Source organism: Mesorhizobium sp. P2_C5_2 (genome assembly GCF_056404535.1).
This window is the reverse complement of the sequence record NZ_JBFUDV010000005.1, coordinates 207,244-226,058: the sequence shown is the minus strand read 5'-3', so window position 1 is coordinate 226,058 and position 18,815 is coordinate 207,244. Positions and strand designations below refer to the sequence as shown.

Sequence of the window (18,815 nt, the reverse complement as noted above, 5' to 3'; positions counted from 1 at the left end):
TTATCCTTTGACCGCGCCGGCGGTGAGACCGGTGACGAGATAGCGTTGCAGGAAGGCAAAGAAGATGCAGACCGGGATCAGCGCCAGGATCGACGCCGCCATCATCTGCCCCCAGTCGACGGCGAATTTGCCGATATAGGTGAGCAGGCCGACGGCAAAGGTCTTCTGGTCATCGCTGGAGATCAGCATCAGCGCGAACAGCAATTCGCTCCAGGCTGCGGTGAAGACGAAGCCGAGCGTGGCGCCCATGCCGGGCAGCGTCAGCGGCACGATCACCTTGCGCATTGCCTGCGCACGCGTGCAGCCATCGATCATCGCAGCCTCCTCCAGATCCTTTGGAATGCCGTCGAAGAAGGACTGCATCAGGAAGGTGGCGAAGGCGGTGTTGAAGGCGGTGTAGATGATGATCAGCCCGACCAGGCTGTTGGTCAGGCCAAGCTCGCCCATGACGCGGTAGATCGGCGGAATGACCATCACCAGCGGGAAGGTCTGGGTCAGCAAAAGCATGATCGCCAGCGTCGCCTTGCCGCGAAAGGTAAAGCGCGACATGGCGTAGCCGGCGAGCGTCGCGATGACAGTGACGAGTGCCGCCGTCGACACCGAGACGATGACGCTGTTGAGGAAATAGCGCGGGAAATCAGATGCTTCCAGAACAGTGATGAAGTTTCGGAATGTCGTCTGCGACGGCCACAAAGTGATGCCTTCGGAATAGAGCAGCCGCTCCGGCGTCACCGAGATCTTCAGTGTCCAGAAGATCGGGAACAGCGCAAAGATCATGTAGGCGGCAATCGCCGCGTAGAGACCGATACCGCTGAAAATGCGTGAGGAGGTGGAGCGTCCGGCGATCATCAGACGTGCCTCACCAGCAAGCGGCGGATGGCGATCAGCGCGATCGCATAGGCAATGAGCAGCACCAGCAGCAGCACCGCCACCGCCGAGGCATAACCCTTGTCCAGAGACTTGAAGGCGCTGACATAGATGTAGACCGGCACGGTACTGGTCGAGCCGGCTGGGCCGCCTTCGGTCATGACGAAGATCAGATCAGCGAAGGTGGCGATCCAGATCGTGCGCAGCATGACGGTAATCACGATGGTCGGCGCCAGGAAGGGCAGCGTCACCTTGGTGAAGCGCTGCCAAGGCGATGCGCCATCGATGGCGGCGGCCTCATGCAGTTCCGACGGGATCGACTTCAATGCCGCCAACAGCGTGATGGCGAAGAACGGAATGCCGAACCAGATGTTGGCAATGATCGGCCCCCACATCGCGGTCGCCGGATCGGAAAGCACATTGGTCGGCTCGGCCTTCAGGCCAAGCGCAAATAACCAATGCGGCAGCGGCCCGATGATCGGGTTGAACAGCCAGGCCCAGGTGAGGCCCGACAGAAAGGACGGCACCGCCCAGGGCAGGAAGACAACCGCCTGCACGAACTTGCGGCCGACAAACGGCTTGTCGAGCAGCAGCGCGAGACCAAGCCCGAGGAAGAACTGGAAGAACAGGCTGGCGACGGTCCACCACAGCGTGTTGACCAGCGCCTGCCCCAGCACCTGGTCGGTCAGCATCGCCTGGTACTGGCCGAGGCCGACATACTCGGATTTGAAGGCGGAGAACTTCCTGAAGGAATAGCTGATGCCGATGATCAGGGGCACCAACAGCACCACGACCAGCAGCACGATCGCCGGCGAGAGATAAAGCCAGGGCTCGATGGCGGCATGCGTCAGCCGCTTCTTTCGCGGCCGGCCTGCGGATCGTATTTCGGACACGGCATAGGTCATCGGTTCTGGATCGTCTCCTGGAAGAGCGTCGGGGCTTGGCGACAAGCGTCCCTTCTCCCCGTTCACGGGGAGAAGATGCCGGCAGGCAGATGAGGGGCAGCGCGAACTTTTAGAGGATGGCGTCGCCCCTCATCCGTCACTTCGTGACACCTTCTCCCGTGAACGGGGAGAAGGGAAAAGCTACGCGCTTACTTCTTGTTCTTGGCCAGCCAGTCCTGCTGTTCCTTGGTCAGGAACGTGGCCCATGCGTCGGCCGCCTCCTTGGCCGTCTTCTGCCCGAGCAGCACCTCCTGGAAGTTCTTGATCGCCACCTGGTCGACGAAATTGCCGAGGTTTTCGAGATGCGTCGGCGGCGTCACCATTTCATATTTGGAGGTGTCGCTGAGCTCGGTGAACCAGCCCTTGAACTGCTCGGTCTTGAAATGAGCGTCCTGGTCGGCGCCGTTGTGGATCGGCACGACGCCGACCTCCTTGGCCCACTCCAGATTGTCCTTGGGCGACAGCAGCGTTGCCATCAGCTTCCAGGCATCGTCCTTGTGCTGCGAATTGGCGAACATCGCCCAGCCGGCATAGCCCAGCGTCGGATAGGATTTGCCGCTCGGGCCTACCGGCAATGGTGCCACGGCAAAATCGTCGGCGCTCATCTTGTCGGCAATGCCGATCAGCGCATCCGGATCCTGGTTGAGCATGGCGCACGTGCCGGAATAGAAACCGGTGACTGTCTCGTTGAAGCCCCAGCTCACCGCATCCTTCGGCGCCAGCCCGTCCTTGTACATGTCGGCAAGCATCTGCAGGCCCTTGACCGAGCCCTCGTCATTGATGGTCGAGGTGCCGTCCTCGTTGAAATAGCCGCCCTTGCCGGCGGCGATGTTCATGAACATGTGCATGCCGTTGAAGGCGCCCGGGCCGCCACGCAGGCAGTAGCCATATTTGCCGGGAATGGCTGAGATCTTCTTTGAATCGGCAATGAAGTCGTCGAGCGTCGCCGGCGGGCCGTCGAGACCGGCTTCCTTGAACAGCTTCTTGTTCCAGAACAGCGCATTCACATAGTAGCCATAGGGGATCATGAACTGGGTGTTGTTGACCGTAGAGCCGAACTGCTTGGCGCGGTCGCCCAGCGTCTTGGCATCGTCCCACTTGGCCATGTAGGGGCCGAGGTCCTCGAGCTGGCCGTTGGTGGCATAGAGGCCCATCCAGCGCTCCGGCATCTCGACGATGTCAGGCGTGTCGCCGGCCTGCACCATGGTCAGGAATTTCTCGAACGCCTGCCCCCAGGGCAGCGAGACCACCTCGACCTTGACGCCCGCATTGGCGGCCTCGAACTCGGCGATCTGCTTCTTCAAAAATTCGGTGCGCTGCGGGCTGGTGATGACCTCGACCAGCTTGAGGGTGGTGTCGGCTAGCGCGCCGCTGGCGGAAATCGCCAGGCCGGCCGCTGTGGCAAGCATGATGCTTAGTCTTTTCATGTTCAGAACTCCCATTTTGAACCCAGTTATTTTTTTGCTTTGTCGAAGGCCTGGGCGATGTCGGCCCAGAGGTCTTCCACGCTTTCCAATCCGACATTGAAGCGGATGGTTCGGGGGCTGACGCCGAAGCGCGCCATCGAATTGAGACCCGGCGTCTGCTCGAGCGAGGCCTTTGCCGGCACGACCAGGCTTTCATGGCCGCCCCAGCTGACGCCGATGCGGAAGAATTTCAGCGCATCGACGAAAGCGGGAATGTCGACATCCTCCGTCACCTCGAAGGAGAACAGCCCGGCATAGCCGGCAAGCGTCTTCTTGCCAGGGTGGTTGGAATAGGCGGGATGATTGACCCGCTCGACCTTGTCATGCGCCTTCAGCCGTTCGGCGATGGTGAGCCCGCTCTTCATGTGATGCGGCAGCCTGAGCGGCAGCGTGCGCAGTCCGCGCAGCAAGAGCCAGCCTTCGAAAGGCGAGAGCTTGGCGCCGAGCTGGGAATAGGTCTGCTCGTTGATGTGCTTGATGTGGGCGGCCGAGCCCGCCACCACACCGGCGACGGTGTCGCTGTGGCCGCCGAGATATTTCGAGGCGGAATGCAGCACGAGGTCGACGCCGTGCAGGATCGGCTTCTGGAACACCGGCGTCGCCCAGGAATTGTCGATTGTGGTGACGATGCCCTGCTCTTTCGCCAGCCGCGCCAGATGCGCGATGTCCTGGAGCTCGAACATCATCGAGGTCGGGCTTTCCAGATAAAGCAGTTTCGCGCCGGGAAGTGCCGCCGCCACCGCATCCGGATCGGACCCGTCGACATAATCGACCTTGATGTTCAGGCGCGGGAACAGCCGCTCGAACAGGCGATAGGCGTCGCCATAGCAGTTGCGCACCGCAACGATGCGCTCGCCGGCGCCGACGAAGGCAAGCACGGTAGAGCTGATGGCCGCCATGCCGCTGGAGAAGCCGCGTGCGGCCTCAGCGCCTTCAAGCGCAGCGACGCGTGACTCGAATTCCATCACCGTCGGATTGTCGCCGCGCGAATAGATCGGCTGCTTCCTGCGACCGGCAAAGGTATCGGCCATCTCGGCATAGCTGCCGAATGTGAACAGCGAGGTCTGGTAGATGGGCGGCACCACGGCATTGCCGGGGAACGGGTCGTCATGCGCCAGAAGGGTCGCCGCCTCGGCGAGATAGTCGCTGCCGGAAATGCCTGGATCGAAGCTGTGTTCGTTCATTTGCGGTCCGAAAGTTTGAGGTTGGCGGCACCGCGCTTCAAATCGTCCTCGACGGTGGCGATCAGCTTCAGCGCCTCGGCCCGGGCGCCTTCCGGGTCGTGCGCGGCGATGCAATTGAACATGGTGCGGTGGTAAGGAAAGCTGGCGTGGCCGAAATCGCGCACGCCAAGCGGATGCTCCCAGAAGCGGTGGAACAGTTCGTGCATGGCGGCGATGATCTGCTCGAACAGCGGATTGCCGCAGGCGCGGTAGATCGCCTGATGGAATTCCCAGTCCTCTTCCGACGACATGCCGGCCCGGCTGAGAAACTCTTCTTCCATGATGTCGAGCTTGCGCTCGATCTCGGCGAGGTCGTCCTGGTCGGCGCGAATGGCGCAAAGGGCTGCGGCTTCCGCCTCCAGCGCGCGGCGGATTTCCAGCGTGCGCATCAGGCCGGTGAAATCATTGCCGCCGGCGAGCGTCAGCGGCATGTGCAGCATGTCGAGCGAAACGGCGGCCTTGAGATAGGTGCCCGAGCCCTGCCGGCGCTCGACCAGGCCAAGCCCCTCCCAGCGTGTCAGCGCTTCACGCACCGTGTTGCGGCTGACCTTCAGACGCTCGGCGAGGATGCGTTCGGTCGGCAACCTCTCACCGGGCTCCAGCTTTTCGCGCATGACAAAGCCGGCCAACGCCTTCAGCACCGCATCGTCGCGGGCCGTCGTCTGGATTGGCGGAAGGCTGAATTCGGTCACGCCTGCGGCACTCAAAGTGGTTCAATGGTCCAACCAATTTCTACACAGACGAAGGGACGTGTCAACAGTGGAAACGCAGCTGGGCCGAAGGCAGAGATCGGTGCCTTCGGCCCTGTCGCTTCAGCCGTGGATGCGCGCCGGTGCGGCGGCGGCGCGAGCCTCGCGCCAGCGAGCGAACATTTCCTCGCGAACCCGCCTCGAACCCGCAAGCCGCTCCTTTGCCTGCGCCAGCACGGCAGGCGAAGCCTCGGCAGGCGTGCCCGACCGAAAAGGAGGAGCCGGGGCATATTCGAGCGAGAGCTGCACGATCTCAGCCTCCTCCTGTCCAAGCAGCCTCGCAACCAGCGCCAGGCCGAAATCAATGCCGGAAGTGACGCCGCCGGCGGTAATAAGCTTGCCGTCCTCGACGATACGCTCATCGACGGGGATCGCCCCGAACTCTTCAAGGAAATCATGAGCATACCAGTGCGTGGTCGCCCGCTTGCCCTTCAACAGCCCGGCCGCGCCGAGCACCAGGGCGCCGCTGCAGACCGAGGTTATATAGCGCGCCTGCGCCGCGCGCTCCCACACGAAATCGAGGACTGTCTGGTCCTCCAGCAGCGCGTTGACCCCGCCCCCACCCGGAATGCACAACACGTCGAGAGGCCGGCAATCGTCGAAGGTCGCCGTCGGGGTAAGGGAGAGGTGCGTCGAAGACATCACCGGGTTGCGATCCTTCCAGATCAGATCCACCTCGGCGTCCTTGGCAGACGCCAGGACTTCGTAAGGGCCGGTGAGGTCGAGCTGTTGGACGTTGGGGAATACGAGGATGCCGAAACGAAGGGGCATGGAAATCTCCGTGGGTTGACTTCGGGCAATCTAAGGCATCATGGTTTGGCACGATTGCCATTCACCCCTCGTTTCAGGCCAAACCCAATGCGCCGTATCGAAGTGCTTGCCTATGCCGACGTCCAGCTCCTCGACGTCAGCGGACCGCTTCAAGTCTTTGCCAGCGCCAACGACTTCAAGAGGCAGGCAGGCGAACCGGCGCCCTACGAGGTTGTGGTGGTCGCCGCCTCGCCGCGGATCAGGACATCGGCCGGTCTCGTGCTGGAGGCCGCGGCGCTGCCGACCCACGGATTTGAGATCGACACGCTGGTCGTGCCCGGCGGATGGGGCGTCAACGCGGCCTGCGAAGATGCCAAACTGGTCCAATGGATCGCCAGCCGCTCGCGCAATGCCACGCGAACCGCGTCCGTGTGCAGCGGCGCCATGCTGCTGGCGATGGCAGGCCTGCTCGACGGCCGTCGCGCGGTGACCCACTGGGGACGCTGCGCGGAGTTCGCCCGCCGCTTTCCGGCGGTTCGCCTCGAACCCGATCCGATCTTCATCCGAGACGGAAATGTCTGGACATCGGCCGGCGTAACGGCCGGTATCGATCTCGCCCTCTCCCTCGTCGAGGCCGACCTTGGCCGGCATACGGCGCTCAGCGTGGCGCGCGAGTTGGTGGTCTTCCTGAAACGTCCCGGCGGCCAGGCGCAATTCAGCCAGACCCTCAAGCTGCAGCAAGGTGACGGGCGCTTCGACCGGCTGCATGGCTGGATCCTCGAAAATCTGCCCGGCGACCTGTCGTTGGCGCAGTTGGCCGACCACGCCAATATGAGCCCGCGCAGTTTCTCGCGGCGCTATCGCGAGGCCACGGGCCGGACACCCGCCCGCGCGATCGAGGAGATCCGGATCGAGGCCGCGCGACGGATGCTGGAGCGGGGCCAGCCCGTCAACCAGACGGCACGCCGCTGCGGTTTCGGTTCGGAAGAGACCATGCGGCGCGGCTTTCTGCGCGTGCTGGGCACCAATCCGCGCGCCTATCGCGAGCGTTTCTGATCGCAATTGCGAGCGCCATCAACGCGGCGGTCGACGCCGTAGGGATAGAGCCCTAACCCGGCAATCTGCCCAGGTGGGAAGCAAAGCGCTCGACCATCGCAAGGCCAACCTCCGTCGGCCGCATCGCCGGCGCCCGGTCGTGTATCGGCACATTGGCGCGGGCGCCGAACAGCCGCTTGCCGTAGCAGATCAGGTTCTCGATGCCTTGCATGACAAAGACGGCCGACGGCAGCATCTTTGCGTACTCGGCCTCGGCCACGGCTTCATCGCCGGCGCGGAACGCCTCATAGGCGCGCACGGCGAGATCGATGCAGTCAGGCGCCAAAATCATGCCGTGGCAGCCGATGCGAAAATTATCGATCAGCTCCAGCCCGCCGCGCCCATTGAAGACCGGAACCTGGCCCTCCGTACGCTCGATCAGGCCGGCAATGTCGGTGACGGGCCCCTCGCCTTTGATCAGGCTGATGTTGGGATGAAGCGTGACGAGGTCGCGAATTTCATCCGACGTCAGGCCGCGTCCGAAAAAAGCCGGCGCGTTCTGGATCGCCACCGGCAGGTCGGTCGCCTCGGCAACGCGGCCGAAGAAACGGATGTACTCCGACGCTCCGTAGGAGCCACCGGGCGGCGGCTGCAGGATCACCCAGTCAGCACCGACGCTTTCGGCATGGCGCACCTGCGCGATCTGCTCGGCCACCGACGAGCCGAAAATGGTAAAAGCGAGCGGCACTTTGCCGGCAGTATCTTCCGCAGTCCAATCCATGATCGTCCGCCGCTCGGCCTCCGTCAGTTTGGCAACCTCCGTCGCCAGGCCAAGCGCCGCCATGCCGTGCACGCCGGTCGCCAGGCAGATCTCGACCTGCCTGCGCATCGCCGCGCGATCGAGTTTTTCCTGATCGTCGAACAGCGCGTAGAGAATGGCGTGAATGCCTTGGAAATCGTCGGGGCGAAAATTCGGCATCGGTTGGCCTCAATGGCTTTCGCGCGGAATGGCGTGGCCGCGACTGCCGACGAGAAAATCGAGATCGGCGCCACGATCCGCCTGCAGCACACGGTCGACATAAAGGCTCTGATAGCCGCCGCGCATCGCTGGCACAGGCGGCAGCCAGGATTCACGACGGCGCGCGAGCTCCTGTTCAGAGACTTCGAGATGCAGCTTTCGCGCCTCGACATCGAGCTCGATGATATCGCCGCTCCGGACCAACGCCAGCGGACCGCCGACAGCGGCCTCGGGCGCCGCATGCAGCACCACCGTGCCGAAGGCGGTGCCGGACATGCGCGCGTCGGAAATGCGGATCATGTCGCGCACGCCCTGCTTGAGCAGCTTTTGCGGCAGCGCCATGTTGCCGACCTCGGCCATCCCGGGATAGCCCTTCGGGCCGCAGTTCTTCAGCACCATGATCGAGCTCTCGTCGATGTCGAGCGCCGGATCGTCGATCCGCGCCTTGTAGTCATCGATGTCTTCGAACACGACCGCGCGGCCGCGATGTTTCATCAGCGCAGGCGTAGCGGCTGACGGTTTGATGATGGCGCCATCCGGCGCCAGATTGCCGCGCAGCACCGCAATGCCGCCCTGTTGCGTAAGCGCCTTGTCGCGTGGGCGGATCACCTCCGGATTGTCATTCCTTGCATCGGCGATGTTGTCGCCTACGCATCTGCCGGTGACGGTCAGCGCATCGAGATCGAGCATATCGGCGATCTCTTTCATCACCGCCGGGATGCCGCCGGCGTAGCAGAAATCCTCCATCAGGAAGCGGCCGGACGGCATCAGGTCGAGGATGGTCGGCACGTCGCGGCCATACCGGTCCCAGTCGTCCAGCGTCAGCTCGGTGCCGACGCGGCCGGCAATCGCCAGCAGGTGCACCACCGCGTTGGTCGAGCCGCCGATCGCGCCATTGACGCGGATGGCATTGGCGAAGGCTTCCTTCCTCAGGATGGCCGAAGGGCGCAAATCCTCATTGACCATTTCGACGATGCGCCGCCCGGTCATGCGCGCAATGCGGTTGCGGCGCGCATCGACGGCGGGATAGGCCGCGTTGCCGGGCAGCGCCAGGCCGAGCGCTTCGACCATGGAGGCCATGGTCGAGGCCGTGCCCATGGTCATGCAGTGGCCGGGCGAGCGCGACATGGCACTTTCGGCGTCGGCGAAATCCTGTTCACTCATCACGCCGGCGCGGACATCTTCCGAGAATTTCCAGACATCCGTACCGGAGCCGATGGCACGGCCCTGGAAGCGGCCGTTGAGCATCGGCCCGCCGGAGATGACGATCGCCGGCAGGTCGCAGGAGGCAGCGCCCATCACCAGCGACGGCGTGGTCTTGTCGCAGCCCGCCATCAGCACGACGCCGTCCATCGGATTGCCGCGGATCGCCTCCTCGACATCCATCGAGGCGAGGTTGCGAAACAGCATCGCCGTTGGCCGCAGATTGGATTCGCCGCAGGAGAACACCGGGAACTCCAGCGGCAGGCCGCCGGCCTCCAGCACACCCGCCTTGATGTGCTCGATCAGGCCGCGGAAATGAACATGGCAGGGCGTGAATTCGGAGAATGTGTTGCAGATGCCGATCACCGGACGGCCGTCGAAGGCGTCGTCGGGCAGGCCATTGTTCTTCATCCAGCTGCGGTGGATGAAGGCATCCTTGCCCTGCCCGCCGAACCAGTGCTGCGATCGTCTCTTGGTCATGCTGTTTCCTGACGCTCAGGCGGGATGCTGCAACTGGCTGAGCCCGCCGTCGACGACGAGGGTGGCTGCGTTCATGAACGGGCACTCGTCGGAAATCATGAACACAGCGGCCAGCGCGATCTCACGCGCCGAAGCGATGCGGCCGCCGGGATGCAGCGCCAGCGTCTTGGCGCGCGCCGCCTCCGGATCGGCAAAACTGTTCCAGTAGTCGATAGCCTTCTGCGTCTCGACATAGCCGGGCGCCAGTGCATTCACGCGCACGCCCTGCCCCGCATATTCCAGCGCCAGCGATTTGGTCAGCCCAAGCAGCGCGTGCTTGGCGACGGGATAGGGAAACGTGTGCGGAATGATGGTGAAGCTGTGCGTCGAAGCGATGTTGAGGATCGCCCCGCCACCGCTTGCGATCATGCCCGGTAACACCGCCTTGCTGCAATTCCACGCGCCTTTGACATTGACGTCGAAATTGCGGTTCCACTCCTCTTCGGTCGCATCGAGCGGCGTCGAGAACACATTCATCCCGGCATTGTTGATCAGCGCGTTGATCGGCCCGATCTCTTCGGCTGCTTGTGCAACCGCGGCGGCCATCGCGGCCCCGTCGCTGATGTCGGCGGCGACATGCCCGATATGGCCCTGCGGCGCGGCAAGGCCGGCCACCGTCTTGTCCAGCAGCGCGCCATCGCGGTCGACCAGGAAAAGCTTTGCCCCTTCGGCCAGACAGGCTTCGGCGATGGCAAGCCCGATGCCTTGCGCAGCGCCGGTCAGGAAGATGCGTTTACCGGACAGGCGCTCAGCCATGGCTGTCACTCCACTGGAAGATGGTCAGCGCCGGCCCAGTGCCGACGAACGCAGATTGTCGAGCAGCACGGCAAGCAGCAGGATCACGCCGCGCACAATGTACTGGTAGAAGGCCGGGATGTTGAGCAGGTTCATGGCGTTCTCCGCAATGCCCATGATCAGCACGCCGACGATGACGCCCGACATGGTGGCGCGGCCGCCCGCAAGCGAGACGCCGCCGAGCACGCAAGCCGAGATGACGGAGAGCTCGAGGCCGACCGCCGCATTGGGTTGGCCCGACGTGATGCGCGAGGCCAAAAGGATGCCGGCGATGCCACAGACCACGCCTTGCAGCGCAAAAATCCAGATGCGCGTCCAGTCGACATTGACGCCGGCCAGCCGCGACGCCTCGGGATTGCCGCCAATTGCCAGCGTGTTCTTGCCGAAGACGGTGCGGTTCAGCACGAAGCCGAAAATGCCGAACAAAACCGCCAGCACCCAGATCGGCGTCGGTATGCCGAGCAGCTTCGACAGCGCCAGCTGGTAGAAATCCGGGCTGTTGATGCCAACGGCACGACCGTCGGATGCAATCAGCGCAAAGCCGCGCACGATCTGCATGGTGGCCAGCGTCGTGATCAGCGCATTGATGCGGAACTTGGCGATGACGACGCCATTGATGAAGCCGACAAAGGCGCCGCAGGCGATTGCCGCGAGGAGCCCGAGCAGGATCGAACCGGTGTAGTTCGACGCCATCACCGCGACCATGCCGGCAAAGGCGACGATGGAGCCGACCGACAGGTCGAAGTCACGCGCGGCGAGGCAGAACATCATGGTGCAGGCGACGATGCCGACGGTGACCACCGACTGCAGCAGGCCAAGCATGTTGCGGTCGGTGAGGAAGTTCGGCACCAGCACCGACACCAGCGCGAAGGCGACGATGAAGATGACGACAAGGCCCTGTTCGCCGAGCAGGATTTTCTTCAACTGGTCGGTCATGGCAAATCCTCAGGAAGCGATCGCGTCGGGGGTTTTGGTATCGGGAAGAGCGGCAGCCAGGATCGCCTTTTCGGCGAACTGGTCCCGGCTGAGTTCGGCGCTGATACGGCCGCCGCACATCACCAGGATGCGGTCGCAAATGCCCATCACCTCCGGCAGTTCGGACGAGACGACGACGATCGCCATGCCGTCTTCGGCAAGCTGGTAGAGCAGTTCATAGATTTCCGCTTTGGCGCCGACATCGATGCCGCGCGTCGGCTCGTCGACGATGAGCACCCGCACGCCCTGCTCCGACAGCCAGCGGCCAAGAATGACTTTCTGCTGGTTGCCGCCGGACAGGTTGATGATGTCCTGCTTGCGCGACGGCGTGCGCACCTTGAGCTTCTTGATGAAGGTTTCCGCCGTGGCGATCTCGCTGGCGCGGTTCAGCACGCCGAAGCGCGTGTGATGACGCCGCGACGAGATGTTGATGTTTTCTTCAATCGAGCGGCCCTGGATGATGCCGTCATGCTTGCGGTCTTCCGAGCACAGCACGATGCCGGCGCGGATCGCGTCATGCGGATCGGCGGCGTGAACGACCTTGCCGTCGACGCTGATCGTGCCGCCCGAGCGCAGGTCGGCGCCGAACACCAGCCGCATCAGTTCCGAACGCCCGGCGCCGATCAGGCCGAAGAAGCCGACGATCTCGCCGGCCCTCGCCTCGAAGCTGGCCGGCGTCTTCAGCTTTGCTCCGGAAACGGCATCGACCTTCAGCCGGATTTGGCCGGCCTGGCGGGGACGAAAACCCCAGATATCAGAGATTTCGCGGCCGACCATTTCGGCGACGACCTGGTCGCGGGTGACGTCTTTGAGCGAGGCGTGATGCGCAGCGAGCTTGCCGTCGCGCAACACGGTCAGGCTGTCGCAAAGGCGGAACACTTCGTCGAGCCGATGCGAGACGTAGATGATGACCTTGCCCTCGTTGCGCAGGCGGTCGATCAGGGCAAACAGGATTTCGCTTTCACGCGACGACAGCGACGAGGTCGGCTCGTCCAGCGCGATGACGCGCGCGTCGAGCATGATCGCCTTGGCGATCTCGACCATCTGGCGCTCGCCAATGGACAGCGTCTTGACCTTGCGGCTGATGTCGATGTCGATCCCGGCCGATTTCAGCTTGGCGCCGACATCGTCCCGCATCCTGGCGCGGGCGATGATGCCGGCGCTGGCGGGAAAGCGGCCGAGGCTGAGATTTTCGGCGACGGTGAGCTCGGGAACGAGCTGCAGTTCCTGGTGAATGACGATGACGCCATTGTCGAAGGCGTCCCTTGTCGATGCATAGGCCTGGACCTTGCCGTCGATGCGGATCTCGCCCTCGTCGGCATGCTGGTCGCCGGACAGGATCTTGATCAGCGTGGATTTGCCGGCGCCGTTCTCGCCCATCAGGCCGTGCACGGCGCCCTTGTCGACGCCGAACGAGACGTCCGACAGCGCCTTGACGCCCGGATAGGTCTTGGTGATGCGCGAGAAGTCGAGAAAGGACATGGGGCGTCTATCCCTTTTTGCAATGCCAAACAGGCGGCGGGATGAGCCGCCGCCTGTTTGTACAGGGAGGATTATTCGATGCCGAGACCCTTGCGGACCGTCTGGTAGTCGTCGCGCTTGGCGAGCGCACCGGCGGTCAGGATCAGCTTCTCAGGTTCCTTGTTCTTGGCGACCCAGTCGTACATGTTGAGCGCCGTCTCGTAGCCGTGCCGCTTCGGCGAGATGATCACCGTGCCGACAAAGCCGGTGGCGGTCGGCTTCTTGAACTCATTGATCGCCGAATCCGCGCCGCCAATGCCGACGCCGATCACGTTTTCAGCCGAGATGCCGACGCTTTCGGAAGCGCGCACGGCGCCCAGCACCGCTTCGTCATTGAGGCCGAAGGCGACCCACTTCTTGATGTCGGCATGGGCGTTGAGCACCACCGTCGCCGCATTGAGCGCGGCCTCGGTGTCGGTCTTGGCCTGCGGCGCGTCAAAGATGCTTTCGGCCTTGAAGCCATTGGCCTTCAGCACCGAAATGGCGCCTTCGACACGGTCGACCGCGGTCGGCAGCTGATCATAGGAGACGCGGATGGCGCCAACCTCGTCGGCCTTCCAGCCGCGCGCCTTCATTTCGTCGACGATCGCCTGGCCGACGGCCTCGCCGATCTTGGTCGCCGAAATGCCCATATGCGGCACGTCTTCCAGCGCCTTGCCGTCGGCACCGACCAGACGGTCGTCGACGGTCATCAGCTTGAGATTGTTGGCGGCGGCCTTGGCGACGATGCCGGGGCCGAGCTTCACGTCAGGCGTGCAGACGATGAAGCCTTGCGCGCCCTGCGCGCCGAGATTGTCGATGGCCGACATCAGCTTCTCACCGTCCTCGGCGCCGATCTTGACGAGGGTAAAACCCTTCTCCTTGGCGGCCTGGTCGGCGAACTTCCATTCGTCCTGGAACCAGGGCTCTTCCGGCTGTTTGACGATGAAACCGATCTTGGTGTCCTGAGCATATGCAGCGATGGTCGTGACGGACAGCACGGCAAGCGCGCCCGCGACGAGCGCGGTCTTCAGAAGTCGCATGATTACCTCCCAGCGATGGCCGGGCGCTCAGCCCGGATGCAGAGTCTCTAATTCTTTTTATCATACTCGTCAATTGATCTGGTATGATAATTAAGCTACATGCTCTGACCAGGGATCGCTGGCGCAATTGATCCGCATCCGGTAAGGCCGGACCGGTTGTGCGAGATCAGCGGTTTCGCCGCCTTGGAGGAGGGCTGAGGTGACCGAGACTTCTAAAAAGCTGCAGGGCGAGACGCCCACCCGCCGCCCGCGCGTCATGCCCGACGTGATCAAGGCAATCGCCTCCGACATCTTTTCCGGACGCTATCCGGCCGGCTCTTCCCTGCCGACCGAAAACGAACTCGGCGTCGAATATGGCGTCAGCCGCACCGTCATCCGCGAGGCGCTGAAGGTGCTCGCCGCCAAGGGGCTGGTGCTGTCGCGGCCACGCATCGGCACGGTTGTATGCGAACAGGACAACTGGAACATCATCGACCCGCAAGTGCTGGCCTGGCACGCGCCGCATGCGCTGGACGACAAGCTGTTCGACGCCATCCTGGAAACCCGCCGCGCCATCGAACCGCTGGTCGCCGAACTCGCCGCCACGCGCGCGACGCTGCAGGAGATCGCCGATCTCGAAGCCGCATGGCGCGGCATGGCCAATGCCGGCGAGGATCTCGCCGCCTTCTCGCGCTCCGACATCGTCTTCCACCAGATCGTCTATGCCGCGAGCCACAACCCGATCTTCCGGCAGATCGGCAATCTGATCGACACCGGGCTGAAATTCTCGCTCGAAGCGACCGCAACCATCTCGCTCGACCGACGCATGGAAGCTGTCGCAGCACACCGCGAGGTGGTCGAGGCGCTGCGCATGCGCGATGCCGTGGCGGCGCGGGCGGCGGCAGGCCGGATCCTCGACCTTGCAGCGCGCGACCTCGTCAGCGCCAAGAAACTCAAGAACAACTGAGACCAGCATGAAAATCACCGCGCTCACCACCTACATCGTCCCGCCGCGTTGGCTGTTCCTGAAGATCGAGACCGATGCCGGCGTTACCGGCTGGGGCGAGCCCGTCGTCGAAGGCCGGGCGCTGACCGTCGAGGCGGCGGTCAAGGAACTCGCCGACTATCTCATCGGCAAGGACCCGCGCCTGATCGAAGACCACTGGACGGTGATGCATCGCGGCGGCTTCTACCGCGGCGGACCGATCCTGATGAGCGCCATTGCCGGCATCGACCAGGCGCTGTGGGACATCAAGGGCAAGGCGCTCGGCGTTCCCGTGCATGAACTGCTCGGCGGCAAGCTGCGCGACACCATAAAAGTCTATTCCTGGATCGGCGGCGACCGGCCGGCGGAAGTCGCTGATGGCGCCAGGGAAGTGGTGGCGCGCGGTTTTCAGGCGCTGAAGATGAACGGCACCGAGGAACTGCAGATCGTCGACAGCCATGACAAGATCGATGCGGCTGTCGAACGCGTCGCCGTGGTTCGCGAAGCAGTCGGCCCCAACATCGGCATCGCCGTCGATTTCCACGGCCGCGTGCACCGGCCGATGGCCCGTATGCTGGTCAAGGAACTGGAACCCTACCGGCTGATGTTCATCGAGGAGCCGGTGCTCAGCGAAAACCGCGAGGCACTGAAGGAGATCGCAGCACTCGGCTCGACGCCGATCGCGCTCGGCGAGCGGCTCTACAGCCGCTGGGATTTCAAATCGGTGTTCGAGCAAGGCGCGGTCGACATCATCCAGCCCGATCTGTCGCATGCCGGCGGCATCACCGAATGCCGCAAGATCGCGGCGATGGCGGAAGCCTATGACATTGCGGTGGCGCCGCACTGTCCGCTCGGCCCGATCGCGCTTGCCGCCTGCCTGCAGCTCGACGCCGTCAGCTATAACTGCTTCATCCAGGAGCAAAGCCTCGGCATCCACTACAACGCCGCCAACGATCTGCTCGACTACGCCGCCAACAAGGATGTCTTCCGCTACGAGGACGGTTATGTCGCCATCCCCGATGGCCCGGGCCTGGGCGTCGAAATCGACGAGGAGTACGTCAAGGAACGCGCCAAGGAAGGCCACCGCTGGCGCAACCCGATCTGGCGCCACAAGGACGGCTCCTTCGCCGAGTGGTAGCCCGGCCGATCTTGCGGCCAGGCCTTCAGGACTTCGAGCTCACTTTCGCGGCGGCGCAAGCGTAACGCATGCCTCCGTCGTCAGCAGCCGGAAGGTGAACGTCTCCTGCAGATAGAGTTCGACGCTCGTGCTGGAATGCGAGAGGTAGCCGATCGACAAGTCCTGCCCGATATCGAGCTCGAAATCGCCGCCGCGTGTGGACAGCACAAACCCGCCTTCGACGGCCGGCGCCCAGATGATACCGCCATCGACCATGCGCTCGATATGATGGAAGACCGGGTAGCCCTCGTCGCTGCCGCCGCTGACAGCCGTGTAGGCCGCAGCACCCAGCACCAGCGCATAGGGACCATTGACGCCGGCAAGCCGCAACTGGCTGACCGCCTGGGCGACCGCTTCCGGATAGCCCATCACCTTGGCCGGCAGTGCCACGACCGGATTGCTGGTGCCTTCACGAAGGCCCTGGATGCCGGCGGCGGCGTAGCCATCGAACACCGAGCGATCCTCGGCAAAGGCAATCTTGCGCGCCGCTTCCTTCACCGCGGACCAGTCTGAATCCGTAGCACCCCGTTCGACATCGTCGATGGCCTGGCGTGTCAGTTCGAACGGAACGCGCAGCTCGACCAGCGCCTTGACCTCGCGCTGCACTGACTGAACCCCCTCGCCCGGGCCTGCGATCTGCTTGAGATGACCGGTGCCGACGGACGAAAGCTCAAAACCCTTCGGGCCGACGACATCGACGACGCGCCGCGCCGCCAGATGGCGCTTGAGCGTGCGCGATGCCTCGTCCTCGATCTGCGCCCAAGCGGCGTCGGAAATGGGAGCGAGTTCCCGATAAAGAGTGTTCATGTCTGCCTCACATCCTTGAGAGATCCGATACCGAGTGAACCGTCGCGCGGGCGCGACTGAGCTTGATCCGTCGTCTCGGGTTGGGCCGCGAGAGGAGCGGCAGCCGCATCCGCTGCGACATCTTCGAGGAACGTCGCCGACGGAACAAAAAACAGCGTGCCGGTCACCGCGCGGCTGAAGTCGAGCAGCCGGTCGTAATTGCCGGGCGGACGGCCGATGAACATGTTTTCCAGCATCTGCTCGATGCGGCGAGGCGAGCGGGCATAGCCGATGAAATAGGTGCCGAACTCGCCCTTGCCTGCATCGCCGAACGGCATGTTGTCGCGCAGAATTTCCAGCTCTTCGCCATCCTCGGTGATCGACGTCAGCGCATTGTGCGCCGATGTCGGCTTCACCGCATCGTCCAGTTCGATGTCCGAAAGTTTGGTTCGCCCGATGATCTTTTCCTGCTCCGCCACCGGCACCTCATTCCAGCGCGCCAGATCGTGCAAATATTTCTGCACGATGACGTAGCTGCCGCCGGCAAAGCCGGGATCCTCCTCGCCGATGATGGTGGCGTCGATTGCGCCCTGATCCACCGGGTTCTCGGTGCCATCGACGAAACCGATCAAGTCGCGATTGTCGAAATAGTTGAAGCCCTGCACCTCGTCCGTCGCGGCGACGGCGCTACCAAGCCGCGTCATGATCTGCGTCGCCAGTTCGAAGCAGAGGTCCATTCGCGCCGCACGGATATGAAACAGCATGTCGCCCGGCGTCGAAACGGCGTGATGCTGGCCGCGGATCTCGCGGAACGGATGCAGATCCCTAGGCTTCGGGGTTGCAAACAACCGGTCCCACGCGTCAGAGCCAATTGCCATGACACAGGACAACCCGCCCTCGAGGTCGCGAAAGCCGACCGCTCGCTTGAGCGCGGAAAGGTCGGCACACAGGCCGCGTGCGGTCGCGTCGTGTTCAGGGTCGGATTTGAGCGTAATGACAAGAAAGATCGCGGCCCGCGTCAAAAGCGCGACGACCGGTTGCGAAACAACGGCTGGCAAACTGGACTCCATGCTTGATCCGTTCGGTATCCTCTGACGCGGTGCCTGAATCAAGCAGCATCTTGCTCAGGTTGGTTCACAGGATTTGGCGCTTGCGCCCGCTCTCGACGATAAGGTATTCCCGCCGCAATGGGCATCCCTCCAAGGGATAGGTCGGAAGGATTTTTGTCCGACGGCCTCACGATGCGCCCTGCCCTTCGATTGCCGGTATCGCGGGCAGGTCCGACAGAGCGAACCGGGTTGCAACAAGCAGCGGCGTCGAATTTCTCGATGCATGGCACGAAAACAATGTCTGCAAGTAAATGCAACCGGAAAGACATAGTTTTACTAAGGGCGGTTGCTTGCAAGCATCGCATCGGTTGATGCCTTTGACATCCAATCTAAAGCAATCGCTATCCATGGAACATGACGGAAATCCGGAATTCATCGACTATTGTTGACCCAGGCCGCGTCGGCATTTCCGTGTCGCCCGCTGCCTGCGGGAGCGTTCGCGGCGCCAAAGTCCCCGCCACACCACCATCGAATTCTGTCGGCCGACGAAATGCAAGGAGCGCATTGATCCAGTTGGATTTTTCATGCTCTATGGCCAAAAAATGCTCGACCTGAAATGGTGCGTTCTTCGCGGTTTGGACAGCGCTTCATCCGGGCGGCACAACTCATTGATTTATCTATAAATTTTATGAAAATTTTATGCGTTAACTACCTATTAACGTATCGCTTAACTTTCCTCTCATTTTACTTAG

General features: G+C 63.0%; 17 protein-coding genes. 3 read left to right on the top strand and 14 right to left on the bottom strand.

The genetic code is table 11. The annotated features are described in order from the left end of the window. From AC1D1B_RS19615 to AC1D1B_RS19590, 6 genes are all read right to left on the bottom strand, one after another. A complete protein-coding gene (locus AC1D1B_RS19615) occupies positions 1 to 849 on the bottom strand; it encodes a carbohydrate ABC transporter permease (RefSeq protein WP_023668128.1) in 849 nt (282 codons plus the stop codon). Continuing rightward, a complete protein-coding gene (locus AC1D1B_RS19610) occupies positions 849 to 1,772 on the bottom strand; it encodes a carbohydrate ABC transporter permease (RefSeq protein WP_353003145.1) in 924 nt (307 codons plus the stop codon). Before AC1D1B_RS19610 ends, AC1D1B_RS19615 begins: the two co-directional genes overlap by 1 nt. 188 nt (positions 1,773 to 1,960) lie before the next feature. Next, on the bottom strand, positions 1,961 to 3,238 hold the full coding sequence (locus AC1D1B_RS19605) for an ABC transporter substrate-binding protein (RefSeq protein WP_477334106.1): 1,278 nt from the start codon (positions 3,236 to 3,238) through the stop codon (positions 1,961 to 1,963). Positions 3,239 to 3,264: 26 nt separating this feature from the next. After that, the gene (locus AC1D1B_RS19600; protein WP_477334105.1) at positions 3,265 to 4,461 is read right to left on the bottom strand and encodes a PLP-dependent transferase; all 1,197 of its coding nucleotides are present in this window, start codon (positions 4,459 to 4,461) and stop codon (positions 3,265 to 3,267) included. Continuing rightward, positions 4,458 to 5,192 (bottom strand): FadR/GntR family transcriptional regulator, encoded by a 735-nt coding sequence (locus AC1D1B_RS19595; protein ID WP_477334104.1) that lies wholly within the window; start codon positions 5,190 to 5,192, stop codon positions 4,458 to 4,460. The genes AC1D1B_RS19600 and AC1D1B_RS19595 overlap by 4 nt, the downstream gene beginning before the upstream one ends. Before the next feature lie 120 nt (positions 5,193 to 5,312). Next, positions 5,313 to 6,020, bottom strand: a complete 708-nt coding sequence (locus tag AC1D1B_RS19590) for a DJ-1/PfpI family protein (RefSeq protein ID WP_477334103.1) — start codon at positions 6,018 to 6,020, stop codon at positions 5,313 to 5,315. 87 nt (positions 6,021 to 6,107) lie between these two features. On the opposite strand from AC1D1B_RS19590, the gene AC1D1B_RS19585 reads away from it, so the two are divergent. Then, a complete protein-coding gene (locus AC1D1B_RS19585; protein WP_477334102.1) occupies positions 6,108 to 7,055 on the top strand; it encodes a GlxA family transcriptional regulator in 948 nt (315 codons plus the stop codon). Between the two features lie 52 nt (positions 7,056 to 7,107). On the opposite strand, the gene AC1D1B_RS19580 is transcribed toward AC1D1B_RS19585, so the two are convergent. From AC1D1B_RS19580 to AC1D1B_RS19555, 6 genes are all read right to left on the bottom strand, one after another. Then, positions 7,108 to 8,013, bottom strand: a complete 906-nt coding sequence (locus tag AC1D1B_RS19580; protein ID WP_477334101.1) for a dihydrodipicolinate synthase family protein — start codon at positions 8,011 to 8,013, stop codon at positions 7,108 to 7,110. A gap of 9 nt (positions 8,014 to 8,022) precedes the next feature. Then, positions 8,023 to 9,735, bottom strand: a complete 1,713-nt coding sequence (locus tag AC1D1B_RS19575) for an IlvD/Edd family dehydratase (RefSeq protein WP_477334100.1) — start codon at positions 9,733 to 9,735, stop codon at positions 8,023 to 8,025. 15 nt (positions 9,736 to 9,750) lie between these two features. Continuing rightward, positions 9,751 to 10,530, bottom strand: coding sequence for an SDR family oxidoreductase (locus AC1D1B_RS19570; protein ID WP_477334099.1), 780 nt, complete (start codon positions 10,528 to 10,530; stop codon positions 9,751 to 9,753). 24 nt (positions 10,531 to 10,554) lie between these two features. Next, the gene (araH, locus tag AC1D1B_RS19565) at positions 10,555 to 11,505 is read right to left on the bottom strand and encodes an L-arabinose ABC transporter permease AraH (protein WP_477334098.1); all 951 of its coding nucleotides are present in this window, start codon (positions 11,503 to 11,505) and stop codon (positions 10,555 to 10,557) included. A gap of 9 nt (positions 11,506 to 11,514) precedes the next feature. Then, on the bottom strand, positions 11,515 to 13,026 hold the full coding sequence (gene araG, locus AC1D1B_RS19560; protein ID WP_477334097.1) for an L-arabinose ABC transporter ATP-binding protein AraG: 1,512 nt from the start codon (positions 13,024 to 13,026) through the stop codon (positions 11,515 to 11,517). 71 nt (positions 13,027 to 13,097) lie between these two features. Then, positions 13,098 to 14,087, bottom strand: a complete 990-nt coding sequence (locus AC1D1B_RS19555; RefSeq protein ID WP_477334096.1) for an arabinose ABC transporter substrate-binding protein — start codon at positions 14,085 to 14,087, stop codon at positions 13,098 to 13,100. 256 nt (positions 14,088 to 14,343) lie between these two features. On the opposite strand from AC1D1B_RS19555, the gene AC1D1B_RS19550 reads away from it, so the two are divergent. After that, positions 14,344 to 15,033, top strand: a complete 690-nt coding sequence (locus AC1D1B_RS19550; RefSeq protein WP_477334835.1) for a FadR/GntR family transcriptional regulator — start codon at positions 14,344 to 14,346, stop codon at positions 15,031 to 15,033. Between the two features lie 7 nt (positions 15,034 to 15,040). Beyond that, positions 15,041 to 16,189 carry a galactonate dehydratase gene (dgoD, locus tag AC1D1B_RS19545; protein ID WP_477334095.1) on the top strand — a complete coding sequence of 383 codons (1,149 nt, stop codon included), beginning with the start codon at positions 15,041 to 15,043 and terminating at the stop codon, positions 16,187 to 16,189. 39 nt (positions 16,190 to 16,228) lie between these two features. Here the strand turns inward: dgoD and AC1D1B_RS19540 are convergent, their stop codons facing one another. Both AC1D1B_RS19540 and AC1D1B_RS19535 read right to left on the bottom strand, forming a co-directional pair. Continuing rightward, the gene (locus tag AC1D1B_RS19540; RefSeq protein WP_477334094.1) at positions 16,229 to 17,035 is read right to left on the bottom strand and encodes a family 1 encapsulin nanocompartment shell protein; all 807 of its coding nucleotides are present in this window, start codon (positions 17,033 to 17,035) and stop codon (positions 16,229 to 16,231) included. Continuing rightward, positions 17,032 to 18,084, bottom strand: a complete 1,053-nt coding sequence (locus tag AC1D1B_RS19535) for a Dyp-type peroxidase (protein WP_477334093.1) — start codon at positions 18,082 to 18,084, stop codon at positions 17,032 to 17,034. The genes AC1D1B_RS19540 and AC1D1B_RS19535 overlap by 4 nt, the downstream gene beginning before the upstream one ends. Positions 18,085 to 18,815: the final 731 nt, after the last annotated feature.